Here is a 24,764-nt window from a genome sequence, read left to right on the forward strand (position 1 = left end):
CCGGGCCGGGTTCCCGGGGCTTTGGGGGGGCACGGATGCGGCGGGGGTGCGTGCCGGGCGTCGCACGGCACGCACCCCTTCCGCACCCGGCCCTACCCCTGCGGGAGGTGGAACACCAGCAGGATGACGAACAGCGGCGGCAGCAGGGAGAGCACCGCCATCCAGGCGCGCAGGCCCGACCACCGGACCTGCCACGGCAGCACCCAGGACGTGAGCCAGGTGCAGAAGGTGAGCAGGCCGCCGACGGGCATGGCCCCGTAGACCACGTTCAGGGAGGTCGTCAGGGCCTGCGAACAGTCGTCGGGCCCGCAGCTGTCGGTCGCCATGGCGGACATCGCGCCCAGCAGGAACGCCGGGGGCACCAGAAACACCAGCAGCACGGTCGCGACGGCGGGTGCCACCCAGGCCCGGCGGTCCTGGTCGGGCGGCCAGGGCACCGCCGGCGTCGGGGACACGAAGTGGTTCCGGCTCATGGCGCCAGTCAAGCCGGGCGACCGGGGGCCGGGCATCGGCGTACGTACTCAGACGGGCGTGCGCGAGTTACCCACCTCAGCACCCGATCGGACGCGTGTCGGTTGCCCGGTCGGCGGACCGCCGGTGGTATGACAGCGGGTCCGCTGCCGCAGGCCCGCTCCCGGCTGCCGCGAGTGAAGGGCCTGCCCATGCCACGGACCGACCTCACCACCGCAACCACCGCACGGCTACCGCTCACCAAGGCCGCGGGGGCGGTGGCCGGGGCGCTGGTGCTGCTGCTCGGGGCGGCCGGGCCGGCGGCCGCGGGCGGGCCGGGAGGACCGGGCGGCGGCGCGGGCGGGGGCGGTGAGGCCGGCGGCGGTGTGGTGCTGCGGTGGCAGGACTGCCGGGACGCGGCGCAGACCGGTTTCGAGTGCGCGGTGGCGAACGTGCCCCTGGACCACGCCCGCCCCGGGGACCGCACGATCGAGCTGGCGGTGATCAGGCACCGCGCCACGACTCCTCGAAAGCGGGTCGGCACGCTGTTCTTCAACCCCGGCGGTCCGGGCGGCCCCGGCACCGTCGGCCTCCCGGAGCTGTACGACAGGTTCCCGGACGAACTGCGGGACCGCTACGACATCGTCAGCTGGGACCCGCGCGGCGTCGGCGAGAGCACGGCCGTACGCTGCTTCGGCACCGCCGAGGAGGCCGCCGACTGGCAGGCGGACCTCCCGCCGTTCCCGGTGGGCGAGCAGGCCCAGCAGGCACACATCGCCGCGTACGCCGATCTCGCGGAGCGCTGCGAGCAGAACGACCCGCAGTTGCTGCGCCATGTCTCGACCGCCGACACCGCCCGCGACCTGGACCTGCTGCGCGCCGCGGTCGGCGAGGAGCGACTGCACTACTGGGGCGTCTCGTACGGCACCCTCCTCGGCGCGACCTACGCGAACCTGTTCCCCGAACGGGCCGGACGGCTCGTCCTCGACGGGAACGTGGACCCGCTCGCCTGGGTGGACGGGGCCCGCGAACACGTCGCGGCAGCCACGGACAGGACGGCGGGCACAGCCGGCACGGCGGGCGGGACCGACACGGCAAGCAAGGCCGCCACGGCAGGCGAGACCGACACGACGAGCAAAGTCGGCACCGCGGGCGAGACCGGCACGGCGGGCGAGACCGGCACGGCGGCCGGGCTGAACACCTTCCTGCGGGTCGGCTCCCACCTCGGGTCGGCCGACACGCTGGCGCAGTTCCTCGACCACTGCGGGCGCGCGCCCGTGACCGGCTGCGTCTTCTCGGCGGGCAGCCCGGCGGCCACCCGCGACAAGTACGACACCCTCATGGCACGCCTCGCCCGGCGTCCGGCGGGCGACCCGACGTACGCGAGGGCGGTGAGCGAGGTGCGCGGCGGGCTCTACACCGTGCACCCCGGCTGGGCCGGGGTCGCCGACCTGCTGCAGACGCTGTGGAGCGGCCGGCCACTCGTTCCGCTCAGCGATCCGGCGGGCCCGGCACGCTATCCGGGCTTCGAGCAGTCGCTCGCGGTGCTGTGCGCGGAGAGCCCCAACCCCCGGTCGCCGCAGTTCTACCCGGAGCTGGAGGAACGGGCGGTGGCACAAGCGGGGGCGCTGGCCCGCTGGTGGGTGTGGGCCAACGAGCCGTGCGCCACCTGGCCGGCCCGCGCCGCCGCCCCGTACACCGGCCCGTGGGACGGGGCGACCGCCCATCCGGTGCTGGTGGTGAACACGACCCACGACCCGTCCACCCCCTACGCGGCGGGCGTGCGCATGGCCGAGGAACTGCGCGACGCGCGGCTGCTGACGGTGGACGGGTACGGCCACACCGCGCTGGACAACCCGAGCGCGTGCGTGGGGCGGCACGCGGTGCGCTACTTCCTCACGGGAGCGCTGCCGCCGGAGGGCGCGCGGTGCACGCAGGATCTCCCGCCGTTCGTCGAACGGATCCCCGGGACGCCGCCGGGGCCGGTCCAGGCCGCGGCGTCGGGGACCGCCCCCGCCGCGGTACCGGAGCCGGCGCTGCCGTACGGCCGCTGGCCCCTGGACGTCGTCGCCGGTCTGCTTCCCGTGGAGGACCGCCGCACCGCTCCCTGACAAGGACCGGGCCCGAGGCCGAGGCCGCACAAAGGGCCGGGACCGAGACCCGGGGCCAGAACCGGGGCCGAGATTCCAGGCCAGGGCCGGGGCCGAGATTCCAGGCCAGGGCCGGGGCCGGGGCCGAGAGCCGGGACCAGGACCGAGACCCGAGTCCCGAGGCCAGGACCAGGGCCGGGGCCGAGATTCCAGGCCAGGGCCGGGGCCGGGGCCGAGAGCCGGGACCAGGACCGAGATCCGAGACCAGGACCGAGACCCGAGTCCCGAGGCCAGGACCAGGACCGAGACCAGGACCGGGGCCGAGAGCCGGGGCCTGGACCGGAGCCAGGACCGGAATCCAGTGCCGAGACCCGAGACCCGAGGCCAGGACCGAGAGCCGAGTCCCGGGGCCGGGGCCACGACCGGGGCCGGGGCTGAGATCCGAGGCCAGGACCGGGGCCGAGAGCCGGGGCCGAGGCCAGGACCGTGTGTTGTGCGGTCAGCGGCGGCGGACGCCCGCCTCCTCGTTGTACTCACCGAGGACGGTGACCGAGAAGAGGCTCTCGGCGAAGACCCGGACCGCGCGCAGGGCGTTGCCGAGGCGGTGCGGGGAGTGGGGGACGGAGCCGGTGGCGGTGGCACCCCGCGGGGCGCCCTGGTCACGGGCCCGGTTGCCTGGGATGAAGGTCGCTGTACTCATGTGTCCAGAGTGCGCCATATCACCCGTTCGGGGCATCAGTCCTGAGGCCCGACTTCAGGTTCCGTCGTGTACGCCCCGAGGCGCACGGTGTCCCCTCCGAGGAGGACCCGCACCCCTGAGAGCCCCCTGAGACCCCGCGGAGTACGGAGCACGGAGCACCGCGCCTTCGTTAATCGTTCGCCCCGTGTGCGGGAGCCGATTAGAATCTCCCGCTCGCCCCGGCCACCGGAACGGTGGTCGACCGGGGCCCTCCCGCCTCCCTCGCCGGAGTGCCGCCGCCCGGACGGAAACCGGGCGGTCCGCCCTGCCGTGATCACGCGGCATCACCGCCAGCACCAGCCGGAGGCAGACCCGTGCCCGCGCACGTCCCCGAACCCGCCGCCCCAGCCACGCCCGCCGCCGACGCCACGGGCCCCCTGGCCCGCGAGCGCGCCCACCTCACCGCGTCCCGCACCGCCCTGCGCGCGATGCGCGAGGACGTCGAGGCCCTCGACATCCGTGACGTCACCGCGAACTGGGTCAACGCACAGATCCTGGAGCGGCAGATCGGGGACCGCGTCAAGGCGCTGGCCGACCTCGGCCACACCCCGCTGTTCTTCGGCCGCCTCGACTACCTGCACGCTCCGGGCGCCGAGGACGCCGAGGGCGCGGAAGGTGAGCGCCCGCAGCCGGAGGCTGCTTATCAAACACTGCACATCGGGCGCCGGCACGTGCACGACGCCGACGGCGACCCGATGGTGATCGACTGGCGTGCGCCGGTCTCGCAGCCGTTCTACCGGGCGTCGAAGAAGGACCCGATGGACGTCGCGCTGCGCCGTCGCTTCGGGTACACCGGCGGCGACCTCACGGCGTACGAGGACGAGCACCTGTCCGGCCCCACCGCAGTGGCATCGTCCGGCTCCGCAGGGGAGGCCGTCACCAGCAGGCTGCTCCAGCAGGAGATCGAACGCCCGCGCGTCGGCCCGATGCGCGACATCGTCGCCACGATCCAGCCCGAGCAGGACGAGATCGTACGGTCCGGCCTGGCGGGCAGCGTCTGCGTGCAGGGCGGCCCGGGCACCGGGAAGACGGCCGTGGGCCTGCACCGGGTCGCCTACCTCCTGTACGCCCACCGCGAGCGGCTGGCCCGCACCGGCACGCTCGTCGTCGGCCCGAACCGGTCCTTCCTCCACTACATCGAGCAGGTGCTGCCCGCGCTGGGCGAACTGGCGGTCGGACAGGCGACGGTGGACGACCTGGTGGCCCATGTCGAGGTGCGCGGGACGGACGACGCGCGGACCGCGCTCGTCAAGGGCGACGCCAGGATGGCCGAGGTGCTGCGCCGGGCCCTCTACGCACACGTGACCCTGCCCACCGAACCGGTCGTCGTCGTGCGCGGCTCGCGCCGCTGGCGGGTGGCGGCGTACGAACTGGAGGAACTGGTCCGCCAGTTGCTCGACCGGGACATCCGCTACGGCGCCGCCCGCGAGGCCCTGCCGCAGCGCATCGCGCACGCCGTGCTGGTGCAGATGGAACGGGCCGGGGAGGCGCCGGACGACAGGGTGCAGGACACCGTGGCCCGCAACGGCGCGGTGAAGGCGGCGGTGCAGGCTCTCTGGCCGGCCGTCGATCCGGCGAAGCTCGTCCTGCGGCTGCTGACGGACCCGGAGTTCCTGGCCGAGCACGCGGCCGGACTGCTGGACGAGGACGAGCAGAGGGCGATCCTCCGGGCGAAGCCGACGCGGTCGGTGAGGTCCGCGAAGTGGTCGGCGGCGGACGCGGTACTGATCGACGAGGCCACCGACCTGATCCGGCGCACCCCGTCCCTCGGGCACGTGGTGCTCGACGAGGCGCAGGACCTCTCGCCCATGCAGTACCGGGCGGTGGGCCGGCGCTGCACGACCGGTTCGGCGACCGTCCTCGGCGACCTGGCCCAGGGCACCACGCCGTGGGCGACCCGGAGCTGGGAGGAGGCGCTGGGCCACCTGGGCAAGCGGGACGCGGTGGTGGAGGAGCTGACCGCCGGTTTCCGCGTCCCGACGGACGTGATCGCGTACGCCTCCCGGCTGCTGCCGCACATCGCGCCGGGGCTGGCGCCGGTGGCGTCGGTCCGTGACAACCCGGGCCTGTTCGCCGTCCGGCCGTCCGGCGGGACCGACGACGTGCTCGCGGCCTGCCGCGAACTGCTGGCCCACGAGGGCTCGGTCGGCCTGATCGCCGCCGACGCCCGGATCCCGGAGTGGGCGGAGGCCCTCACGGGGGCGGGCATCGGTTATGTCGCGCCGGGCGAGGAGACGACGTACGAGACCCGGCTCACCCTGGTCCCGGCGTCGCTGGCGAAGGGCCTGGAGTACGACTACGTGGTCCTGGACGAGCCGCGCGCCGTGGTCGACGGCGAGCCCGACGAACGCACCGGCCTGCGCCGCCTGTACGTGGCCCTGACCCGAGCGGTCTCGGGCCTGGTCGTGACGCACGCGGCGCCCCTGCCGCAGCAACTGCTGCTGCCGCCGCCGGACTGAGCCGGCCCGGCGGAACGGCGTCAGCCCCCGCCGACCGCTTCCCCGGCTGCCTCGCCGACCGCTTCTCCGACCGCCTCTTCGACCGCTTCTCCGGCACTCCCGCCGGCCGCCTCTTCGACCGCCCCGTCCACGACCCGGCGCCACTGCGCGACGGCTTCCGCCGAGACGGGACCGGCCCATCCGCCGGGCCGGGCCGCGCCCCCGATGTGGAAGGCGCGGACCCCGGCGGTGAGCAGCGCGGGAACGTGCTCCAGCCGCAGGCCGCCCCCGACGAGCAGCTGCTGCTGGTACCCGGGCTCGTCCCCCCGCCCGCGCCGGGCCTCGGCGAGCAGGGTGGGCAGCCCGTCGGCCACGCCGCCGGGCGCGCCGGCCGTGAGGTAGGTGTCGAGGCCGGGCAGCCCGTCGAGCTGTTTGCGCAGGGCGGCGCGGTCGGCGGCGCGGTCGATGGCGCGGTGGAAGGTCCACGGGCAGCCGTCCAGCGCCCCGACGACCCGTTCCACGGCGTCCAGGTCCACCCGGCCGTCGCCGTCGAGGAACCCGAGGACGAACTCCTCGGCCCCGGCGTCCCGCATCTCCCGCGCCGTGCCCACCAGCCGGCCGGGGTCACCGGCGGCGAACCCGTCCGCCAGGCGCAGCATCACCCGCAGCGGGATGCCGACGGCCGCGCGGACGGCGGCGACGGTGGCGGCGGACGGGGTGAGCCCGTCGGCGGCCATGTCGGTGACCAGCTCGAGCCGGTCCGCACCTCCCGCCCGCGCGGCAACCGCGTCCTCGACGTCGAGGGCGATCACCTCCAGGACTGCGCGCTTGCTCATGGAACCCCATTCCTCGGCATCAAGGGCACGGATCGACGACTGGAGACCTAGAGGTCTAGTCCAATCCAGCCTACGCCCGCCGACCGGGGATCCGCGCCCCCACACTCCGAGGCCGGTCTCACCCCCCGAGGATGTTCAGCCCCGCGGCCCCCGCTCCGGCCGTCACCCCGCGGACGGGGCCGAAAGCGCGGCGAGGTCGCCCAGGATCCGGGCCGCCGGCGCCGGATCGACCAGCCACTTCAGGTGACTGCCCGCGAGCGTGCGGACGTCGTACGGGTGGTCCGGCGTCAGTTCGTCACCCTCGTGGATCAGCCGGTCCTGCAGGGCGAGCGGCATGCTCGCGTCGTCGGCCAGGCGGACGAAGGTCTTCGGGATCCGGCCCCAGGTCGCCGCTTGCGCCCGGTACCGGCGGCACGCGCGCCGCGGTCTCGCTGGCCGAGCACGGGGCCGTGGAGGACGGGGCCGGGGAGGGCGGGGGCGGCATACGGACAGGTGTGTGCGAGCCGGCGATCCTTGCCGGGAAGCACTCGGGCCGCCCCCGAAGGAACGGCCCCAGGACCTGGTGCAGCCGTGTGCACCAGGTCCTGTCTGCTACCGCTGATGCTGGCAGGGCCGACGGAAGTGGTCCAAGCCGGTCGTCACGCCCTTCTTGACGACGCTTTTCGGTCAGTGCGCGTGGCGTGCGTGAGCGATGAACCCGGCCCAGGTGGCCGGGGCCACGGTGAAGGTGCCCCGGCCGGTGTCCTTGGAGTCGCGGACACGGACGGAGGCGGGGAGGGCGGCGACCTCGACGCACTCACCGCCCGCGCCACCGCTGTAACTGGACTTGAACCAGTGGAGGGACTGGGCCTGTGACTGCTCGGTGTTCATAGGTCTCCTTGCAGCAACTTCTGGATGTGGCGCACGGATTCGGCAGGGGACAGTGCCTGTGCCCGCAGGATTCCATACCGCACGGCGAACCCACGCACGCTTTCGCGCTTGGTGATCACACGCCCGTTGGCCTGACTCTCCACATACGCGACCTGCTCCCCGCCCTCCGGGGTCATCATCGTGAACGGCCCGTCCGCCCCTGCGTGGTCGGTGACCCGAGTCGGCATGACCTGGATCTCGACATGGGGGTTCTCGGCGACGAGCAGAATCTGCTCCAACTGACCACGCAGCACATTCACCCCGCCGAACGGCCGCTCCAGCACGGACTCTTCGATGACGAAACTGAGCGTCGGTGCGGGCTTCCGCTCGTAGAGCTTGTGACGAGCCATCCGCGCCGCCACCATCTGCTCGATCTCGTCCTCACGCCGCCGGGGCCGCCACACGGTGAACATGGTCCGTGCGTACTCCTCGGTCTGAAGCAGCCCTGGCACGGCCAGCACCGCGTACGCATGGAACTCGACGGCCTCCTCCTCGATCCGCGCCGCGTCACGGAAAAAGGCCGGATACCGCGTGAGTGCCACGGCCCGCTTCATGACGAGCAGCAGCCCACCGCCCTCCAGCAGACTGTCGAGGTTGTCGATGGTCTCCGGCCGTGGAATCCGGCGCCCCTGCTCGATCGCAGCGACCTGCGCCTCGCTGTATCCGAGCCGTGGAGCAAGTGCGGCCTGTGTGAGCCCGGCCCGCTCACGGAGAATCTTGACCTGCCTGCCGAAGGAACGCAGCAACTCGTCGGCCGGATCTTCGTTCCGAGCCTCCCCCGCCTGCTCCACGACCTGCGCCATGAGCTGCCCCCCTTCCTCACCGACAGACACTCGCGGCACCCTTACAGCAACGCTGTGTAAGGGATTCACTGCTGGTCACGGTACGCACGCAACGGCACGCTCACTCCCATGACGACCGAAACTCCCCCCTTCGAGCGCACCGGCCAACCCCCAGCACACGCCGAAGAGTTCTCCATGTGCTTCACCTCGACCCCGCGAGGCGCCCGCCTCGCCCGGCGGCTCACTTCCCACCGGCTCGACGCCTGGGGCTTCCCCTACGAGTCCGAGGTGAACGACACCGCGACCCTGGTCGTCGCCGAACTCGCCGCGAACGCGGTGACCCACGGCCGTGTCCCGGGCCGCGACTTCCGCCTGAGCCTGACGCTGACCGCCGCGCGCGATCTCCTCCGCGTCGAGGTCGTCGACACCCGCGACGACCGCCTGCCTCCGGCCCGGCCCCACGCTCCCGAGGACCCCGGAGCCGAGACCGGCCGAGGTCTCTGGCTGGTGGCCTGTCTGACGAGCCGGATGGACGTCGGGCCGCGCGGAGACGGCGGCCCCGGCAAAACGGTACGGGCCGAGCTCGACCTCTGACCTCTGACCTCTGACCTCTCGGGGCGCGTACCGGGAACAATGGCCGCATGGTCGACACCGATGTTCTGCGTGAGCGTTTCGTCCGGGCTCTGGAGGGGGCCAGGGGCGCCGGGGGCGGGCCCGATCCCGTCCCCTACGCCGACAATCTGCTCGGCCGCTGGCAGGAGGATCAACGGCGGTACCACACCGTCGCGCACCTCACCGCCGTGCTCGACCGGGTCGACGAGCTGGCGGCGTACGCGGACGACGTGGATGCCGTGCGGCTGGCGGCGTGGTTCCACGACGCCGTCTATCTGCCGGACCGGTCCGAGAACGAGGAGCGGTCGGCGCGGCTGGCCGAGCGGGCGCTGGCCGAGGCCGGGGTCCCAGGGGCGAAGGTCGCCGAGGTCGCGCGGCTGGTGCGGCTCACCGTGACCCACGACCCGGCCGACGGCGACCCGGACGGCCAGGTGCTGTGCGACGCGGACCTGGCCGTCCTCGCCTCGCCGCCGTCCGCGTACGCCGCCTACACCGCCGCCGTCCGCGAGGAGTACCACTTCGTCCCCGGCGACGCCTTCCGCGAGGGGCGGGCCGCCGTGCTGCGCCGGCTCCTCGCCCTGCCGCGTCTGTTCCGCACGCCGTACGGGCGGGAGCACTGGGAGGCCACGGCCCGGTACAACATCGGCGGCGAGCTGGAACTGCTGACGGGATGAGGCCGGCCGGAGTAGCGTCGTGGAGCAGCTCTCCGCAGGAAGGATCACACTCCGTGAGCGAACAGCCTGTCCCCCCTGAAGCACCTGTCGAGCCACCTCCCATGCGGACCCTCGGCGAGGTGCGGGCCGCCCTTGCCGCCGGGCTCGGTTTCCCGGGCGACCTGGCCCGCCTCGAAGCCGAACTGGCGGCCACCCTCAACCGTGTCGACTTCACGGACCTGCGCGAGGTCTCCGAGCTGATCGCGACGTATCGCGGGCATGTCCTGACACGCTGCGACCCCGACTTCGAGGCCTCCCTCGCCGAAGGCGTCGAACTGGCTCGTGCGCTGAAGCTGGAGGACCCCCGTTGACCGAGCCGACGGCCGTCGTGGAGATCACGCACACCGCACGCAAGCGCCTCGACCTGCTGGGCCCCGCCGCTGAGGCTGTCGTCGAGGCGCTTGCGTGCGGAGCTGGAACGGAAGCAGCAGCTGGGCCGTCGCGTCCGCGTACTCGACCAGGGCGCGGAGGTCTGGGTGACACGTGTCGAAGCCCGTGCGGACTGCCCCGCCCTGTCCGTGACGTACGTCCACCTTCCACACCCGGCTCCCCCGACCTGCGCCATCGTGTCGGTCGTACCGGACGACACGGGGGACGAGGATGACAAGGCCTGACGAGCGAGCGGGCACGAGCCGCATACCCACCGAACGTCTCGTCCTGGTGAGCATCGCTCCCGCGGTCGCGTCCGACCTGTCGACGGGCGGCGACGGCGGCTTCGCGTGGGTCGGTTCCGGTCCCGCCGACGGCACCCGGGTGGGCGCCGGGATGGTGGTCGAGCGGTACGAGGTGGGGGAGTTCTGGCCGGAGTGGACCACCTACGTCCTGGTCCGGCGGGAGGACGACCTCGCCGTGGGCGCGATGGGCTTCCACAGCGCTCCGGACCCCGACGGACGCGTGGAGATCGGCTACGACCTCGTCGAGGGCGCCCGCGGCCACGGCTACGCGACCGAGGCGCTGCGCGCCCTGTCGGCGTGGGCGCTGGCGCAGGACGGGGTCCGGACCGTCACCGCCGTCGTCGACCGCGCCAACACGCCCTCGCAGAACGTCGTCACCCGCGCCGGATTCACCCGGACCACCGGGCCCGGGAGCGAGAACGAGAACGAGGGCGAGTACGTCTACGAGCTGCGCCGCTGAAGCACGCCCCCGCGCACCTCGCTCTTGCGCACCCTCAGCCCCGCCCCGTACAGCAGCCGCACCACCTCGCGGCTGCTGACCTCCAGCGCGCCGGCCCGTACGACGTCCGCGTACCGGTGCTGGGGGATGTCGTAGTGGTCGCGTTCGAAGGCGCGGCGGGGGACGCCGAGGGCGGCGGCGAAGGCGTGCAGTTCGTCGTAGGAGACGTCGCTGACCAGGTGGGACCAGAGGCAGCCGTGCCCCGGCCAGGTGGGCGGGTCGATGTACACCGTCACGCCGGAGCCGCCCCGCTCAGCGAGCCCACCGCCGCGACCTTCACGCCCGTCTGGTGGCACACCCAGTGCGGGTCGGGGCCCAGTTCCGGTTCGACCTCCAGCGCGTGCGGGTCGCCCGAGCCGCACACCGGGCACAGCGGCCAGCGGCCGTACCGGTCCAGCAGGGCGTCCTGGACGTCCTGGGCGACCAGTCCGGCCACGAACCCGGCCCCCTCCGGCCACTGCTCGATCCACCAGCGGCGCTGTGCCACGGACTCCTCGACGAGGGAGACGATCTCCGCCTCGGCGACCTCGTGCGCGACCAGGTCGGCGAGGACGAGGGCGCGTGCCGCGTGCAGGGCCAGCTCCAGAGGGCTGACGGGGGCGGCAGGGGCGTCGTCGGGGTCGCGAGGGTCGCCGTGGGGGTGCATGCCCCTATTGTGCGCGCCCTTGACCGCGCCACCGAAACGAAAATATCTTTCAGGGGTGACCCGGAAGGTGAAGGAAATTTTCGCTCCGCCCGCTCCCGCCGCCCTCACGGCCAAGGTGCGGACGCTGTCGCCGTCGATGACCCGCTCCATGCAGCGGGTCGCCGAGGCCGTCGCGGGCGACCCGGCCGGCTGCGCGGCCCTCACGGTCACCGGCCTCGCCGAACTCACCGGCACCAGCGAGGCCACCGTCGTGCGCACCGCCCGCCTGCTCGGCTATCCCGGCTACCGCGACCTGCGCCTCGCCCTCGCCGGGCTCGCCGCCCAGCAGGAGTCCGGGCGCTCCCCCGCCCTCACCACGGACATCGCGGTGGACGACCCCCTCGCCGACGTCGTCGCCAAGCTCGCCCACGACGAGCAGCAGACCCTCGCCGACACGGCCGCCGGACTGGACACCGTCCAGCTCGGCGCGGCCGTCGCCGCCCTGGCCGGCGCCCGCCGGACGGACGTGTACGGCATCGGCGCCTCCGGCCTGGTCGCCCAGGACCTCACCCAGAAACTGCTGCGCATAGGGCTGATGGCGCACGCCCCCGGTGACCCGCACCTCGCCGTGACCAACGCGGTGCAGCTGCGCGCCGGTGACGTGGCCGTCGCCATCACGCACTCCGGGTCCACCGGCGACGTCATCGAGCCGCTCCGGGTCGCCTTCGAGCGCGGGGCGACGACCATCGCGGTCACCGGCCGCCCGGACGGACCCGTCACCCGGTACGCCGACCACGTGCTGACCACGTCCACGGCCCGCGAGAGCGAGCTGCGCCCGGCCGCGATGTCCTCCCGGACCAGTCAGCTCCTCGTGGTGGACTGCCTGTTCGTGGGCATCGCCCAGCGCACCTACGCGTCGGCGGCACCTTCGCTGGCCGCTTCGTACGAGGCGTTGGCGCATCGGCGTCGGGCAGCCCGCAAGAGGCCGTAGCCGGATCGTCGTGGAGATCTGCCGGTGGCCTGCGGCCGACCGCGCGGTTCCCCGCGCCCCCGAGGTAGGCCCCCGTCCCCCGACCGGAAAGACCCGCCATGACTTCCACCTCCCACCACCGCGATCTCGGCGCCCAGTTGGAGGCGCTGACCACCGAGGCGTTCCGGCCGGAACTGGCGGACGTCGATCGGTTGCCCACCCTCGACATCGCCCGGCTGATGAACCGGGAGGACGCCGCCGTCGCCGCCGCCGTCGCCGGGCAGCTGTCCCGGATCGCCGCCGCGGTCGACGCCGTGGCCGAGCGGATGGCCCGGGGCGGCCGGCTGGTCTACGCGGGCGCGGGCACCGCCGGGCGGCTGGGCGTCCTGGACGCCTCCGAGTGCCCGCCGACCTTCAACACCGGCCCCGGCCAGGTCGTCGGTCTGATCGCGGGCGGACCCGGTGCCCTGGTCACGTCGGTCGAGGGCGCCGAGGACTCCGCGGAGCTGGCCGCGGCCGACCTGGACGCGCTGGCGTTGACCGCCGAGGACACGGTGGTCGGCGTCTCCGCCTCCGGACGCACCCCGTACGCCGTCGGCGCCGTCACGCACGCCCGCGCGCGGGGAGCCCTGACGGTGGGTCTGGCCTGCAACGCGGGCAGCCCGCTCGCCGCGGCGGCCGAGCACGGCGTCGAGGTCGTCGTCGGCCCGGAGCTGCTGGCCGGCTCCACCCGCCTCAAGGCCGGCACCGCCCAGAAGCTCGTCCTCAACATGATCTCGACGATCACGATGATCCGGCTGGGCAAGACGTACGGGAACCTGATGGTCGACGTACGGGCCTCCAACGAGAAGCTGCGCGCCCGCTCCCGCCGCATCGTCGCCCTGGCGACGGGTGCGGCGGACGCCGACGTCGAGCGTGCGCTGGCCGCCACGGACGGCGAGGTGAAGAACGCCGTCCTGGTCCTGCTGGCCGACGTGGACGGCCCGACGGCCGTCCGCCTCCTCGACGAGGCGGACGGCCACCTGCGCACGGCGCTGGCGGCGGCCGGCCGGCCCTGACGGCTGGGATACTGGACCGACCCCCACACGGAGACGAACCACATGAACCACGCGCAGCTCACCGCCCTGGGCCGCGCCCTGCGCGTCCTCGGCGAGCACGGCGAGGCGCTGACCGGTGACACGTCGGACGCCAAACTGCACGAGGTCCGGGCGGATCTGAAGCGCGCGCTGGACCGGCTGGAGGAGAGCGTCGACACGGCCGCGCCCCGTACGCGCTGCCCCGAACACCCCACCGGACCGGTCGACGAGAGCGCCCCCGACCTGTGCCTGCTGTGCGAGACCCGGCGCCGTACGGCCCGCCGCGCCGAGTTCAACGGGCCGGCGCCCCAGCACGCGTCCACCGGGCCCGTCCCGTCCCGGTACGGGATGCACGGCGACCGCCCCCAGCCCCAGCAGCGCTGGCTGCCGGAGCTGTGGAACGGTCGGGCGTGGCAGTTGTGCGGCACCCCGCGCCGGGACCGCCGCGAGGCCGAACTGTTCCTCGCGGCCGAGCGGCGCGGACCCCGGGCGGCCATGGCGTACCGGCTCGTGCACGAGTTCACCGACTACGAGGTGCTGCGCGTGTGGGGAACGCCGGTCCGGACGGACATCGAGCCGATGGGCGGCTGAACCGACGGGCCACCGTCGACCCGTCGACCCGTCGGTCCGGCCACCGGGCCCTACGCGTCGGCCGTCGAGGCCTCGGCGGTCCCGGCCGCGCCCCGTGCCACCGGTGCGCCCGCTCCGGCGGGCCGCTCGCGCGGGATGAAGGCCGCCACGACGAACCCGACGAGCGCGGCACCGGAACCGAGCGCCAGCACCGTGCGGAAGGCGTTCTCCGACGGCACCGCGAACGCGCCGAGCCGCGTGGTCATCTGGGCGAGTAGGACACCGGCGACGGCGCTGGCGACGGACGTGCCCAGGGACCGCATCAGGGTGTTGAGGCTGTTCGCGGAGCCCGTCTCGGAGGCGGGCACGGCGCCCATGATGAGGGCGGGCATCGCCCCGTAGCAGAAGCCGATACCGGCGCCGATGACGCAGGACGCGAGCACGAAGTGCCAGACCTCGGTCATGAGGGCGACGTTCAGTCCGTAGCCCGCGGCGACGATCAGGGCGCCGGTCATCAGCGTCACCTTCGGTCCCCTGGCACGGGAGACGAGTGCGGACACCGGGGCCAGCGCCATCATCACCAGGCCGGACGGAGCCATGACCAGACCGGCCGTCAGCAGCGACTTGCCCAGGCCGTAACCGGTCTGTTCCGGCAGCTGGAGCAGCTGCGGGACGACCAGGGACATGGAGAACATCGCGAAGCCGATCGCCACCGAGGCGGCGTTGGTCACCAGTACCTGGGGGCGGGCCGAGACCCGCAGGTCCACCAGCGGCTCGGTGACGCGCAGCTCGAAGACTCCCCAGGCGGCCAGGACGACGACGGCCGCCGCGAACAGGCCGAGCGTGGTGCCGCTCCCCCAGCCCCAGTCGGCTCCCTTGGAGATCGCGAGCAGCAGGCACATCAGCCCGGCGGCCATCCCGGCCGCGCCGGGCAGGTCGAACCGGCCGCCGGTGCGGACCTCCGACTCCGGTACGAGGGCCGCCACCAGGGCGAGCGCGACGACGCCGAGGGCCGCGGAGGTCCAGAACAGGGCGTGCCAGTCGAAGTTGTCGGCGATGAGCGCGGCGGCGGGCAGGCCGAGGGCACCGCCGACGCCGAGCGAGGCGCTGATCATCGCGGTGGCCGAGCCCAGTCGCTCGGCGGGGAGTTCGTCACGCAGGATGCTGATGCCGAGCGGGATCACACCGGACGCGAGGCCCTGCAGGGCGCGGCCGACGATCATCGGGGGCAGGCTGTCGCTGAGCCCGGCGACCACGGAGCCGACGACCAGCATGCTCATGCTGAGCAGAAGCATGCGCCGCTTGCCGTACATGTCGCCGAGGCGTCCCATGACCGGCGTCGCGACGGCGGCGGCGAGCAGGGTCGCGGTGACGGCCCAGGCGGTGTCCGACGCCGAGGCGTTCAGGAACTGCGGCAGCTGCCCCACGATCGGGATGACCAGGGTCTGCATCAGCGAGACGACGATGCCGCTGAAGGCCAGGACGGCCACCACGACGTGGGGGCGGGGCGGCGCGGAGTCCCCGGCCGTGGCGGGCCGGGCGAGTGCGTCGGGCATGGGGGAGTTCTCCGTGGTGGCTCAGATCTACTTGACTCGGGCAACCTTATGGAGATTAATTGACTTAAGCAAGTTAAAGTCGGGTGAACACGGGGCCGGGGGCGGGCGGTATTCCTCCGCCTGCCGCGACGACGAGGCGCCCGGCACGATCAGCTCAGCGTCTTCAGCGACGCCGCGTCGTACGGCTCGAGTTCGTCGAAGCGTCCGCCGAGGACCTTCGCCGCCCAGTCCGGGTCCTGGAGCACCGCGCGCCCCACGGCGACGAGGTCGAACTCGTCACGCTCCAGCCGGTCGAGCAGGTTGTCGAGGCTGCCCAGCTCGGCGCCCTTCCCCCGGAACGCGTCCTGGAAGTCCCCGTTCAGGCCGACCGAACCGACGGTGACGGTGGGCCTGCCGGTCAGCTTCTTCGTCCAGCCGGCCAGGTTCAGGTCCGAGCCCTCGAACTCCGGTACCCAGTACCGACGGGTGGAGGCGTGGAAGGCGTCGACACCGGCCGCCGCGAGCGGGGCGAGGATCGCCTCCAGCTCCTCGGGGGTCTCGGCGAGGCGGGAGTCGTAGGCGTCCTGCTTCCACTGCGAGTAACGGAAGAGGACCGGGAACCCGGGCGAGACCCGCTCACGGACCGCCGCGACGATCTCCGTCGCGAACCTCGCCCGCGCCACCGGGTCGCCGCCGTAGGCGTCGGTGCGGCGGTTGGTGCCGGCCCACAGGAACTGGTCGATGAGGTAGCCGTGGGCGCCGTGCAGCTCCACGCCGTCGAAGCCGATGCGCTCGGCGTCCGCGGCGGCCTGCGCGAACGCCTCGACCACCGCGTCGATGTCGGCCTGCGTCATGGCCTTGCCCGCACCTTCGGTGCCGTCCGTGCGCACGCCGGACGGGCCGACCGCCGGCGCCTCGGGATACGGCGCCTGACCCTGCTCGCGGACCATGCCGATGTGCCACAGCTGCGGCACGATCGTGCCGCCCGCCGCGTGCACCGCGTCGGCGACCCTCGCCCAGCCGGCCAGCTGCTCCTCCCCGTGGAACCGCGGCACCCGGTCGCTCTGCCCGGCCGACTCGTGCCCCACGTACGTGCCCTCGGTGACGATCAGCCCCACACCGGCGGCGGCCCTGCGGGAGTAGTACGACACCACGTCCTCGCCGGGGACACCGCCCGGCGAGAACATCCGGGTCATCGGCGCCATCGCGATGCGGTTCGGCACGGTCAGGCCGTTGATCGAGACCGGCCGGGACAGAACGTCCGAAGCGCGGGCGGCGGCCGCGGAGGGGGCGACGGTCATGTGGGGGCTCCTTGTCGGATGTACCGGTCAGTATGTGTGCGTGCATTCATCGCACTCCAGCGGCAACCAGTGGGAGCCGGAAGCCATTCCACCCGTCCGGCCCACCCTCCTGTGACCCCCACCACACCACCCCGGGAGGTTCGCCCCCCCGGGCCCCCCGGGTCCCGCTCCCGGAAACGCCCGAGGGCGGCACCCCCTGTCGTCGACAGGGGGTGCCGCCCTCGGTACTGACGGACCGGGTCCGAACCTGAGGTGAGTCAGGCTCAGAAGTCCATGTCACCGCCCGGCATGCCGCCCGGAGCGGCCGCGGCGGCCTTCTCCGGCTTGTCGGCGATGACGGCCTCGGTGGTCAGGAACAGCGCGGCGATCGACGCGGCGTTCTGCAGCGCGGAACGCGTCACCTTGGCCGGGTCGATGATGCCTTCCTTGACCAGGTCGACGTACTCGCCGGTCGCGGCGTTCAGGCCGTGGCCCGGGGTCAGGTTGCGCACCTTCTCCACCACGACACCGCCCTCGAGGCCGGCGTTGACGGCGATCTGCTTCAGCGGGGCCTCGAGCGCGAGCTTCACGGCCTGGGCGCCGGTCGCCTCGTCACCCTCGAGCTCCAGCTTCTCGAACACCGAGGAGGCCTGCAGCAGGGCCACGCCACCACCGGCGACGATGCCCTCCTCGACGGCCGCCTTCGCGTTGCGAACGGCGTCCTCGATGCGGTGCTTGCGCTCCTTGAGCTCGACCTCGGTGGCGGCACCGGCCTTGATGACCGCGACACCGCCGGCGAGCTTCGCCAGGCGCTCCTGCAGCTTCTCGCGGTCGTAGTCCGAGTCGCTGTTCTCGATCTCGGCGCGGATCTGGTTCACGCGGCCCTGGACCTGGTCGGCCGAGCCGGCACCGTCGACGATGGTGGTCTCGTCCTTGGTGATGACGACCTTGCGGGCCCGGCCCAGAAGGTCGACCGTGGCGTTCTCCAGCTTGAGGCCGACCTCCTCGGAGATGACCTCGCCACCGGTGAGGATGGCGATGTCGCCGAGCATGGCCTTGCGGCGGTCACCGAAGCCCGGGGCCTTGACGGCGACGGACTTGAAGGTGCCACGGATCTTGTTGACGACCAGGGTCGACAGGGCCTCGCCCTCGACGTCCTCGGCGATGATCAGCAGCGGCTTGCCCGACTGCATGACCTTCTCCAGGAGCGGCAGCAGGTCCTTGACGTTGCCGATCTTGGAGTTGGCGATCAGGATGTACGGGTCGTCGAGCGACGCCTCCATACGCTCCATGTCGGTGGCGAAGTACGCCGAGATGTAGCCCTTGTCGAAGCGCATACCCTCGGTGAGCTCCAGCTCCAGACCGAAGGTCTGGGACTCCTCGACGGTGATGACGCCTTCCTTGCCGACCTTGTCCATCGCCTCGGCGATGAGCTCGCCGATCTGGGTGTCGGCGGCGGAGATGGAGGCCGTGGAGGCGATCTGCTCCTTGGTCTCGACGTCCTTCGCCTGCTCCAGCAGGGCACCGGAGACGGCCTCGACGGCCTTCTCGATACCGCGCTTGAGGGCCATGGGGTTGGCGCCGGCGGCTACGTTGCGCAGGCCCTCCTTGACCAGGGCCTGGGCGAGAACGGTCGCGGTGGTCGTACCGTCACCGGCGACGTCGTCCGTCTTCTTGGCGACTTCCTTGACCAGCTCGGCGCCGATCTTCTCGTACGGGTCCTCGAGCTCGATCTCCTTGGCGATGGACACACCATCGTTGGTGATCGTGGGGGCGCCCCACTTCTTCTCGAGGACGACGTTGCGGCCCTTGGGGCCGAGCGTCACCTTGACGGCGTCCGCGAGCTGGTTCATGCCGCGCTCGAGGCCGCGCCGTGCCTCCTCGTCGAACGCGATGATCTTGGCCATGTGAAGTGGTCCCTCCAGGACTGGGGGTGATGACTCCAGGACCGCGCCCGCGCCCGCGACGGACGGCTCACAGACCCGGCGGTTCCTTGCCCCACCGACCTGCGGGCCTCACCGACCCGGTCCTTACGTTGTCACTCTCACCTTCAGAGTGCTAACGCAATGATTAGCACTCGACCCATGCGAGTGCAAGCGCCTTCGAGGATCGGCGGGAGACTCAGCCACCCGCGAACACCGGGACGAGACGGGCCAGCGGGCGGAGGAGCGGCCGCCGGACGGGCGAACGGACGACAGGCGGAACGGACGACAGGCGGACCGACAGCAGGCGGACCGGCGGCAGGGGCGCCACACGGACCGACGGCAGGCGACAGGCGGCAGGCAGACCGGCAACAGGCGGACCGGCGGGAGGCGACAGGTGGCAGGCGGGTCGGCGGGTCGGCACAAGGGGACAGGGAGGAGGGCGACACGCGGGGGGCGGTGCGGGCAGGGCGAAGGGCTCGTGCCCCCGGGTGACCCCGGGGGCACGAGCCCTTCGTCGGCAGGAAAATTCTCGTGGTTGCTGGTAGCGCGTTCAGGCGGTGACGCGAACCATGTCGGCCTGCGGGCCCTTCTGGCCCTGCGAGATCTCGAACTCGACCCGCTGGCCCTCTTCAAGGGTGCGGTAGCCGTCCATCTGGATCGCGCTGTAGTGGACGAAAACATCCGCACCACCGTCGACCGCGATGAAGCCGTACCCCTTCTCCGCGTTGAACCACTTGACGGTGCCCTGAGCCATGCCTAACTCCCCTATTACTGGCCCTTGCGCGGATCCGCACTTCGCGGATCCGGGTCAGACCTCACTCCCCAAACGGTTGGGGGCGTGCGCCGGAACGCGTCGACCGCGGCTGAATGTATCTGCCCAACTGCCCTCTGCAACAGGTCAGTCGGACGAGAAATCTCGGCGCCGCCAGGCCGGAATGCGACGGTAATTCGTCCGTTTTCACGGCAAGCCAGAACGGACACAACGCGCAAACGCCGCAGAACGGGCCCGGACTTTGACTGTATCCAGTCGGGCGAGCGGCAGGAATTAATGGTTCCCGATAGGGGAGTCGGGACCGCGTTCCCCAACTCTATCGCGTTCAATCCCACGGAATTGCCCCCTCCGCTTCTCTCGCGGAGGGGGCAATCCGATGAACGCTCGGTCACGCCAGTTACCAATGGTAATGATCAGCTCTCGTCAGCCGCCGTCAGCCGCCGGCGACGGCCGGGATGATCGACACGCCCGCGCCGTCCGGCGTCGCGGTCTGGAGGCCCTGCTCGAAGCGGACGTCGTCGTCGTTGACGTAGACGTTGACGAAGCGGCGCAGCTTGCCCTGGTCGTCGAGGACGCGGGCGGCGATCCCGGTGTGGTTCTTCTCCAGGTCGGCGATGACGTCGCCGAGGGTGGCGCCCTGGGCGTCGACCTCGGCCTTGCCGCCGGTGTAGGTGCGCAGGATGGTGGGGATGCGGACGGTCACGCTCATGAGCTGAGGCCAGCCTCTCGGAAGGAGTCCAGGTTCGGGCGGATGGTCGCGGTCAGGCCGGTGTCGGCCACCGCGTCCAGCGTCTTGAGGCCGTCGCCGGTGTTGAGGACGACGGTGGTCAGGGACGGGTCCAGGTCGCCGTTCTCGATCAGCTTCTTGGTGACACCGACGGTCACGCCGCCCGCGGTCTCCGCGAAGATGCCCTCGGTCCGCGCGAGCAGCCTGATGGCCTCCACGACCTGCTCGTCCGTCACGTCCTCCACCGCGCCGCCGGTGCGGCGCGCGATGTCCAGGACGTACGGGCCGTCGGCGGGGTTGCCGATGGCGAGCGACTTGGCGATGGTCTTCGGCTTCTGCGGCCGGACGACGTCGTGGCCCGCCTTGTACGCGGTCGACACCGGCGAGCAGCCCTCGGCCTGGGCGCCGAAGATCTTGTACGGCCTGTCCTCGACGAGGCCGAGCTCGATCAGCTCCCGCAGCCCCTTGTCTATCTTCGTGAGCTGCGAGCCGGAGGCGATCGGGACGACGATCTGGTCGGGCAACCGCCAGCCGAGCTGCTCGCAGATCTCGTAGGCGAGGGTCTTGGAGCCCTCGGCGTAGTACGGCCGGAGGTTGACGTTGACGAAGCCCCAGCCCTCGCCGGCCGGGTCGCCGATCAGCTCGGAGCAGAAGCGGTTCACGTCGTCGTAGTTGCCCTCGATGCCGACGAGCTCACCGCCGTAGACGGCGGCCATGACGACCTTGCCCTGCTCCAGGTCGTGCGGGATGAACACGCAGGAGCGCAGTCCGGCACGGGCGGCGGCGGCGCCGACGGCACCGGCGAGGTTGCCCGTGGAGGAGCAGGAGAGGGTGGTGAAGCCGAAGGCGCGGGCGGCCTCCAGGGCCTGGGCGACGACCCGGTCCTTGAAGGAGTGCGTCGGGTTGCCGGAGTCGTCCTTGACGTACAGGCCGCCGGTGACGCCGAGCTCGCGGGCGAGGTTGTCGGCCTGGACGAGCTTGGTCCAGCCCGGGTTGATGTTCGGCTTGGTCGCCACGTCGGCGGGGACGGGCAGCAGGGGCGCGTAGCGCCAGATGTTCGCGGGACCCGCTTCGATGCGCCGGCGCAGTTCCTCGGTGTCGTAGGCCGAGAAGTCGTAGGCGATCTCCAGCGGGCCGAAACACTCCTCGCAGGCGAAGACGGGACCGAGCGGCACGCGGTGGCCGCACTCGCGGCAGGACAGCGCGGCGGCGGGGCCGAGATCGACGGAGGGTGCGGCGGAACCGGAGCGCCCGGCGGAGCCGGCGGATTCGGTGGTGCTTGCGACAGTCTGCACAGCCATGTGAGGCGAGGCCCTTTCTCCTCATCTTCCTCACGACGCATCTCGCCGTGAGACGGATTTGGCACCTTCCCTAGCCGGGAGCCTCGCGAGGACGATCAGCGACACGTGCGCGATCCACCGCGCGGTGCGCTGCTGGATCGTCGATCGACGGTGATCTACGAGAACCGGCTGGAGGGTTGCCGGGGCTTCATCGGGCCGTTTCCCTCTGCCCCTCTGGATGAGCTGTATTCGGTTGTCCGTCATGCGGTCGTGCGGCGCGGACGAGGACCGGAGGGGGTCGCGGCCCCCGATGTGCGTGGCCATCCGCGTTGCCCAAGACTGTAACCGAAGGCCAGGACGGTGCAGAGAGCACGTCCGAACCGCGAGACGGATCACGGGGGCACGGACCACCGGAAGTACGGACCACCGGTGTACGGACCGCAGGAGCACCGCAGGAGTATGGGCCAGAGGATCTATGGACCACAGGACTGAGGAGCCGCTGACCGTGCTGGAAGAAGTCGAGCGTTGGCTGGCCCACCGCTCCTGGGCCGTGAGCGACCGCCCGATGCACCGCCTCCTGGCCGCCAGGCGCGCCACGGGACAGACGGTGAGCGTGGTGCTGCCCGCGCTCAACGAGGAGGCGACGGTCGGGGAGATCGTCACGACGATCCGGCACGACCTGATGCTGAGGGTCCCGCTGGTCGACGAGATCGTGGTCGTGGACTCCGGCTCGACCGACGGCACGGCCCGGGCGGCCGCGGCGGCGGGCGCGACCGTGGTGCACCGGGACACGATCCTGCCCCGCATACCCGCCGTGCCCGGCAAGGGCGAGGTGCTGTGGCGCTCCCTGCTGGTCACCCGGGGGGACATCGTCTGTTTCGTCGACGCGGACCTCAGGGAGTTCTCCGCCGACTTCGTCACCGGCATCGTCGGCCCCCTGCTCACGGAGCCGGACGTGCAGCTGGTGAAGGCCATGTACGACCGGCCCCTGGGTGACGCCGCCGGCCAGGGCGGCCGGGTCACGGAACTGGTGGCGCGCCCGCTGCTCAACCTGCACTGGCCGCGGCTGGCCGGCTTCGTGCAGCCGCTGGGCGGCGAGTACGCGGCCCGCCGCTCGCTCCTGGAACGGCTGCCCTTCCCCGTCGGCTACGGCGTCGAGCTGGGCATGCTGGTCGACGCCCTGCACCTGGTGGGCCTGGACGCCCTCGCCCAGGTCGACGTCGGTGTGCGCAAGCACCGGCACCAGGACGGCCAGGCCCTCGGCCGCATGTCCGCCGCGATCTACCGCACCGCCCACCTCCGGCTGGCCCGCAGCCACCTGCTCCGCCCCGCTCTGACCCAGTTCGAACGCACCGGCACCGGCTTCGAGCCGCGCACCCACCCGGTGGACACCCAGGAGCGCCCTCCGATGACGGAGATAGCCGAGTACCAGTCCCGCCGGGTGGCCTGACCACGACGGGCCCCGGTACGGGCCGGGGGCCGCACCGGGGGCCGTACCGAGGCCCTTGGACCGGCCTTCCGGGGGCATCCGGCCGGATCCGGCCGATCCGCTGGCCCGTCTGTGGCCGATCCGTACGTTTGAGCGTTTCAAAGGCGGGCTAGGTTGGGCGTATGGCTTCCATGCAGGCTGGTCAGGACGCTCGGGTGCTGGTCGCGTCGAACCGCGGCCCCGTTTCGTACACGGTGGACGAGGACGGTTCGCTGCGCGCCAGGCGGGGCGGCGGCGGGCTGGTGTCCGGGCTGTCGGCCATCGGGCCCGACGCGGGCGCGCTGTGGGTGTGCTCGGCGCTGTCCGACGGCGACCGCGAGGCGGTGCGGCGCGGGGTCGGCGAGGACGGCGTGCGGATGCTGGACATCCCCGCGGACGTGCACGCCGACGCGTACAACGGCATCGCGAACTCGGTGCTGTGGTTCGTGCACCACATGCTGTACCAGACACCGCTGGAGCCCGTCTTCGACGCGGAGTTCCGCCGGCAGTGGGCGTCGTACGAGGCCTACAACCTGGCGTTCGCCGAGGCGCTGGCCGAGGAGGCGGCGCAGGGGGCCGCGGTGGTGGTGCAGGACTACCACCTGACGCTGGTCCCGGGGCTGCTCCGAGAACTCCGCCCCGACCTGCGCATCGGCCACTTCTCGCACACGCCGTGGGCACCGCCGGAGTACTTCCGGATGCTGCCCGACGACATCGCCGGGCAGGTGCTGCGCGGGATGCTGGGCGCGGACCGGCTCGGCTTCCTGACCCGGCGCTGGGCGGACGCGTTCACCGCGTGCTGCGAGCGGTTCGTCGGCGGGCTCGGGAAGACCGCGATCGGGGTGCACGGGCTGGGTGCCGACGCGGACTTCCTGCGCGGCCGGGCGCACGAGGCGGACGTCGAGGAGCGGATCGTCACGCTCCGCGAGGAGATCGGCACGGCTCCCGACGGGACCGCGCGCAAGGCCGTCGTCCGGGTCGACCGGACCGAGCTGTCGAAGAACATCGTGCGCGGCCTGCTCGCGTACCGGCAGCTCCTCGACGACCACCCCGAGTGGCGCGAACGGGTCGTGCACGTCGCCTTCGCCTACCCCTCCCGGCAGGATCTCGCCGTGTACCGCGACTACACGGCCGAGGTGCAGCGGGTCGCCGACGAGATCAACGAGCGGTACGGGACCCCGGGCTGGCGTCCGGTCGTGCTGCACGTCCGGGACGACTTCGCGCGCTCCCTGGCCGCGTACCGGCTGGCCGACGTGGCGCTGGTCAACCCCATCCGGGACGGGATGAACCTGGTCGCCAAGGAGATCCCGATCCTGTCCGAAGGGGGCTGCGCGCTGGTGCTGTCCCGGGAGGCGGGGGCGTACGAGGAGCTGGGCGAGGACGCGATCACCGTCAACCCGTACGACGTGGTCGACACGGCGCGGGCCCTGCACGAGGGGCTCGTGATGCGCCCGGAGGAGCGGACCGAGCGCGCCGGGCGCCTGGCCGGCGCGGCGACCGCGCTGCCGCCGGAGCAGTGGTTCCTGGAGCAGCTGGACGCCCTGCGGGACGGAAGCTGAGGCCTGCGGCCCCGCCGCCGCGGGGGGCGGCTCCGATCGGCGCGGCCCGGTCGACGCGGGTGCGCGAGGGCCGGTGCACGGGGCTGCGGACGTCGGCGTGGTCCCCGTTACCTTTTTCGTGGCTCCGCAATGGGGCCTCCGGCCTCCGGCCTTCGGGTCCGGCATGACTTCCCCCTCCTGTCGTTGATGGTCCGGGGGTGGTGTCACCGGGTCCCTCGCCGACCCGACGCACTCC

The 24,764-nt window shown here is 72.5% G+C and carries 25 protein-coding genes, 1 pseudogene and 1 riboswitch; of the genes and pseudogenes, 12 read left to right on the plus strand and 14 right to left on the minus strand.

The genetic code is table 11. The features are described from left to right. Positions 1-92 precede the first annotated feature (92 nt). Complete coding sequence (locus ORI94_RS19460; protein ID WP_266077259.1) at positions 93-473, minus strand: hypothetical protein; 381 nt, start codon at positions 471-473, stop codon at positions 93-95. Between the two features lie 189 nt (positions 474-662). Between ORI94_RS19460 and ORI94_RS19465 the strand changes: the two genes are divergently transcribed. Next, the gene (locus ORI94_RS19465) at positions 663-2,561 is read left to right on the plus strand and encodes an alpha/beta hydrolase (RefSeq protein WP_266077261.1); all 1,899 of its coding nucleotides are present in this window, start codon (positions 663-665) and stop codon (positions 2,559-2,561) included. A gap of 478 nt (positions 2,562-3,039) precedes the next feature. Here the strand turns inward: ORI94_RS19465 and ORI94_RS19470 are convergent, their stop codons facing one another. After that, a complete protein-coding gene (locus ORI94_RS19470) occupies positions 3,040-3,240 on the minus strand; it encodes a hypothetical protein (RefSeq protein WP_266077263.1) in 201 nt (66 codons plus the stop codon). 353 nt (positions 3,241-3,593) lie between these two features. On the opposite strand from ORI94_RS19470, the gene ORI94_RS19475 reads away from it, so the two are divergent. Next, positions 3,594-5,738 carry a HelD family protein gene (locus ORI94_RS19475; protein WP_266077265.1) on the plus strand — a complete coding sequence of 715 codons (2,145 nt, stop codon included), beginning with the start codon at positions 3,594-3,596 and terminating at the stop codon, positions 5,736-5,738. Between the two features lie 20 nt (positions 5,739-5,758). On the opposite strand, the gene ORI94_RS19480 is transcribed toward ORI94_RS19475, so the two are convergent. From ORI94_RS19480 to ORI94_RS19495, 4 genes and pseudogenes are all read right to left on the minus strand, one after another. Beyond that, positions 5,759-6,553 (minus strand): copper homeostasis protein CutC, encoded by a 795-nt coding sequence (locus ORI94_RS19480; RefSeq protein ID WP_266077267.1) that lies wholly within the window; start codon positions 6,551-6,553, stop codon positions 5,759-5,761. Between the two features lie 162 nt (positions 6,554-6,715). Beyond that, positions 6,716-6,955: pseudogene (locus tag ORI94_RS19485) on the minus strand (alpha/beta hydrolase); the annotation flags it as partial. A gap of 264 nt (positions 6,956-7,219) precedes the next feature. Next, entirely contained in the window at positions 7,220-7,423 is a 204-nt protein-coding gene (locus tag ORI94_RS19490) for a DUF397 domain-containing protein (protein ID WP_266077269.1), read from the minus strand. Continuing rightward, the gene (locus ORI94_RS19495; protein WP_266077271.1) at positions 7,420-8,265 is read right to left on the minus strand and encodes a helix-turn-helix domain-containing protein; all 846 of its coding nucleotides are present in this window, start codon (positions 8,263-8,265) and stop codon (positions 7,420-7,422) included. Before ORI94_RS19495 ends, ORI94_RS19490 begins: the two co-directional genes overlap by 4 nt. A 108-nt stretch (positions 8,266-8,373) precedes the next feature. Here ORI94_RS19495 and ORI94_RS19500 point away from each other — a divergent pair, with 108 nt between their 5' ends. The 5 genes from ORI94_RS19500 to ORI94_RS19520 all read left to right on the plus strand — a co-directional run bounded on the left by ORI94_RS19500 (position 8,374) and on the right by ORI94_RS19520 (position 10,703). After that, on the plus strand, positions 8,374-8,838 hold the full coding sequence (locus ORI94_RS19500) for an ATP-binding protein (RefSeq protein ID WP_266077273.1): 465 nt from the start codon (positions 8,374-8,376) through the stop codon (positions 8,836-8,838). Positions 8,839-8,885: 47 nt separating this feature from the next. Beyond that, positions 8,886-9,530: a hypothetical protein gene (locus tag ORI94_RS19505; RefSeq protein ID WP_266077275.1), complete on the plus strand. Its 645-nt coding sequence runs from the start codon at positions 8,886-8,888 to the stop codon at positions 9,528-9,530. 53 nt (positions 9,531-9,583) lie between these two features. Next, the gene (locus tag ORI94_RS19510; RefSeq protein ID WP_266077277.1) at positions 9,584-9,880 is read left to right on the plus strand and encodes a hypothetical protein; all 297 of its coding nucleotides are present in this window, start codon (positions 9,584-9,586) and stop codon (positions 9,878-9,880) included. A 90-nt stretch (positions 9,881-9,970) separates the two neighbouring features. Continuing rightward, positions 9,971-10,183: a hypothetical protein gene (locus tag ORI94_RS19515; protein WP_266077279.1), complete on the plus strand. Its 213-nt coding sequence runs from the start codon at positions 9,971-9,973 to the stop codon at positions 10,181-10,183. Continuing rightward, on the plus strand, positions 10,170-10,703 hold the full coding sequence (locus tag ORI94_RS19520; protein WP_416237850.1) for a GNAT family N-acetyltransferase: 534 nt from the start codon (positions 10,170-10,172) through the stop codon (positions 10,701-10,703). The genes ORI94_RS19515 and ORI94_RS19520 overlap by 14 nt, the downstream gene beginning before the upstream one ends. Here the strand turns inward: ORI94_RS19520 and ORI94_RS19525 are convergent. After that, positions 10,685-10,978 carry a DUF4031 domain-containing protein gene (locus ORI94_RS19525; protein ID WP_266077281.1) on the minus strand — a complete coding sequence of 98 codons (294 nt, stop codon included), beginning with the start codon at positions 10,976-10,978 and terminating at the stop codon, positions 10,685-10,687. The genes ORI94_RS19520 and ORI94_RS19525 overlap by 19 nt on opposite strands. Continuing rightward, positions 10,975-11,388 (minus strand): hypothetical protein, encoded by a 414-nt coding sequence (locus ORI94_RS19530; RefSeq protein WP_266077283.1) that lies wholly within the window; start codon positions 11,386-11,388, stop codon positions 10,975-10,977. Before ORI94_RS19530 ends, ORI94_RS19525 begins: the two co-directional genes overlap by 4 nt. A 55-nt stretch (positions 11,389-11,443) precedes the next feature. Here ORI94_RS19530 and ORI94_RS19535 point away from each other — a divergent pair, with 55 nt between their 5' ends. From ORI94_RS19535 to ORI94_RS19545, 3 genes are all read left to right on the plus strand, one after another. Then, a complete protein-coding gene (locus ORI94_RS19535) occupies positions 11,444-12,358 on the plus strand; it encodes a MurR/RpiR family transcriptional regulator (protein WP_416237851.1) in 915 nt (304 codons plus the stop codon). Positions 12,359-12,456: 98 nt separating this feature from the next. Beyond that, positions 12,457-13,395, plus strand: coding sequence for an N-acetylmuramic acid 6-phosphate etherase (gene murQ / locus ORI94_RS19540; protein WP_266077287.1), 939 nt, complete (start codon positions 12,457-12,459; stop codon positions 13,393-13,395). Between the two features lie 42 nt (positions 13,396-13,437). Continuing rightward, complete coding sequence (locus tag ORI94_RS19545; protein WP_266077290.1) at positions 13,438-14,004, plus strand: hypothetical protein; 567 nt, start codon at positions 13,438-13,440, stop codon at positions 14,002-14,004. A gap of 50 nt (positions 14,005-14,054) precedes the next feature. On the opposite strand, the gene ORI94_RS19550 is transcribed toward ORI94_RS19545, so the two are convergent. From ORI94_RS19550 to thrC, 6 genes are all read right to left on the minus strand, one after another. After that, positions 14,055-15,539, minus strand: coding sequence for an MFS transporter (locus tag ORI94_RS19550; RefSeq protein ID WP_266077292.1), 1,485 nt, complete (start codon positions 15,537-15,539; stop codon positions 14,055-14,057). Positions 15,540-15,688: 149 nt separating this feature from the next. Next, positions 15,689-16,819 carry an NADH:flavin oxidoreductase gene (locus tag ORI94_RS19555; protein ID WP_266077294.1) on the minus strand — a complete coding sequence of 377 codons (1,131 nt, stop codon included), beginning with the start codon at positions 16,817-16,819 and terminating at the stop codon, positions 15,689-15,691. 263 nt (positions 16,820-17,082) lie between these two features. Continuing rightward, a complete protein-coding gene (groL, locus tag ORI94_RS19560) occupies positions 17,083-18,705 on the minus strand; it encodes a chaperonin GroEL (RefSeq protein WP_042168971.1) in 1,623 nt (540 codons plus the stop codon). A 568-nt stretch (positions 18,706-19,273) separates the two neighbouring features. Then, complete coding sequence (locus ORI94_RS19565) at positions 19,274-19,477, minus strand: cold-shock protein (RefSeq protein WP_004986573.1); 204 nt, start codon at positions 19,475-19,477, stop codon at positions 19,274-19,276. 451 nt (positions 19,478-19,928) lie between these two features. Next, the gene (locus ORI94_RS19570; RefSeq protein WP_042168966.1) at positions 19,929-20,204 is read right to left on the minus strand and encodes a ubiquitin-like small modifier protein 1; all 276 of its coding nucleotides are present in this window, start codon (positions 20,202-20,204) and stop codon (positions 19,929-19,931) included. After that, entirely contained in the window at positions 20,201-21,523 is a 1,323-nt protein-coding gene (gene thrC / locus ORI94_RS19575) for a threonine synthase (RefSeq protein WP_266077318.1), read from the minus strand. Before thrC ends, ORI94_RS19570 begins: the two co-directional genes overlap by 4 nt. An 18-nt stretch (positions 21,524-21,541) precedes the next feature. Beyond that, positions 21,542-21,747: riboswitch (SAM riboswitch) on the minus strand. 260 nt (positions 21,748-22,007) lie between these two features. Here thrC and ORI94_RS19580 point away from each other — a divergent pair. Together ORI94_RS19580 and ORI94_RS19585 are read left to right on the plus strand one after the other, a co-directional pair. Next, positions 22,008-22,952, plus strand: coding sequence for a glucosyl-3-phosphoglycerate synthase (locus ORI94_RS19580; RefSeq protein ID WP_266077390.1), 945 nt, complete (start codon positions 22,008-22,010; stop codon positions 22,950-22,952). Positions 22,953-23,113: 161 nt separating this feature from the next. After that, positions 23,114-24,529, plus strand: coding sequence for an alpha,alpha-trehalose-phosphate synthase (UDP-forming) (locus ORI94_RS19585; protein WP_416237852.1), 1,416 nt, complete (start codon positions 23,114-23,116; stop codon positions 24,527-24,529). Positions 24,530-24,764: the final 235 nt, after the last annotated feature.

Source organism: Streptomyces sp. NEAU-W12 (assembly GCF_026242095.1).
GTDB lineage: Bacteria > Actinomycetota > Actinomycetes > Streptomycetales > Streptomycetaceae > Streptomyces.

Bases quoted from the DNA above. Each gene is read 5' to 3' on its own strand.
- ORI94_RS19470 (WP_266077263.1), bottom strand. From the start codon at position 3,240: ATGAGTACAGCGACCTTCATCCCAGGCAACCGGGCCCGTGACCAGGGC.
- ORI94_RS19565 (WP_004986573.1), bottom strand. From the start codon at position 19,477: ATGGCTCAGGGCACCGTCAAGTGGTTCAACGCGGAGAAGGGGTACGGC.
- ORI94_RS19505 (WP_266077275.1), top strand. From the start codon at position 8,886: ATGGTCGACACCGATGTTCTGCGTGAGCGTTTCGTCCGGGCTCTGGAG.
- ORI94_RS19520 (WP_416237850.1), top strand. From the start codon at position 10,170: ATGACAAGGCCTGACGAGCGAGCGGGCACGAGCCGCATACCCACCGAA.
- ORI94_RS19495 (WP_266077271.1), bottom strand. From the start codon at position 8,265: ATGGCGCAGGTCGTGGAGCAGGCGGGGGAGGCTCGGAACGAAGATCCG.
- ORI94_RS19490 (WP_266077269.1), bottom strand. From the start codon at position 7,423: ATGAACACCGAGCAGTCACAGGCCCAGTCCCTCCACTGGTTCAAGTCC.
- ORI94_RS19555 (WP_266077294.1), bottom strand. From the start codon at position 16,819: ATGACCGTCGCCCCCTCCGCGGCCGCCGCCCGCGCTTCGGACGTTCTG.
- ORI94_RS19480 (WP_266077267.1), bottom strand. From the start codon at position 6,553: ATGAGCAAGCGCGCAGTCCTGGAGGTGATCGCCCTCGACGTCGAGGAC.
- ORI94_RS19550 (WP_266077292.1), bottom strand. From the start codon at position 15,539: ATGCCCGACGCACTCGCCCGGCCCGCCACGGCCGGGGACTCCGCGCCG.
- groL (WP_042168971.1), bottom strand. From the start codon at position 18,705: ATGGCCAAGATCATCGCGTTCGACGAGGAGGCACGGCGCGGCCTCGAG.
- ORI94_RS19570 (WP_042168966.1), bottom strand. From the start codon at position 20,204: ATGAGCGTGACCGTCCGCATCCCCACCATCCTGCGCACCTACACCGGC.
- ORI94_RS19460 (WP_266077259.1), bottom strand. From the start codon at position 473: ATGAGCCGGAACCACTTCGTGTCCCCGACGCCGGCGGTGCCCTGGCCG.
- ORI94_RS19585 (WP_416237852.1), top strand. From the start codon at position 23,114: ATGGCTTCCATGCAGGCTGGTCAGGACGCTCGGGTGCTGGTCGCGTCG.
- ORI94_RS19465 (WP_266077261.1), top strand. From the start codon at position 663: ATGCCACGGACCGACCTCACCACCGCAACCACCGCACGGCTACCGCTC.
- ORI94_RS19530 (WP_266077283.1), bottom strand. From the start codon at position 11,388: ATGCACCCCCACGGCGACCCTCGCGACCCCGACGACGCCCCTGCCGCC.
- ORI94_RS19545 (WP_266077290.1), top strand. From the start codon at position 13,438: ATGAACCACGCGCAGCTCACCGCCCTGGGCCGCGCCCTGCGCGTCCTC.
- ORI94_RS19500 (WP_266077273.1), top strand. From the start codon at position 8,374: ATGACGACCGAAACTCCCCCCTTCGAGCGCACCGGCCAACCCCCAGCA.
- thrC (WP_266077318.1), bottom strand. From the start codon at position 21,523: ATGGCTGTGCAGACTGTCGCAAGCACCACCGAATCCGCCGGCTCCGCC.
- murQ (WP_266077287.1), top strand. From the start codon at position 12,457: ATGACTTCCACCTCCCACCACCGCGATCTCGGCGCCCAGTTGGAGGCG.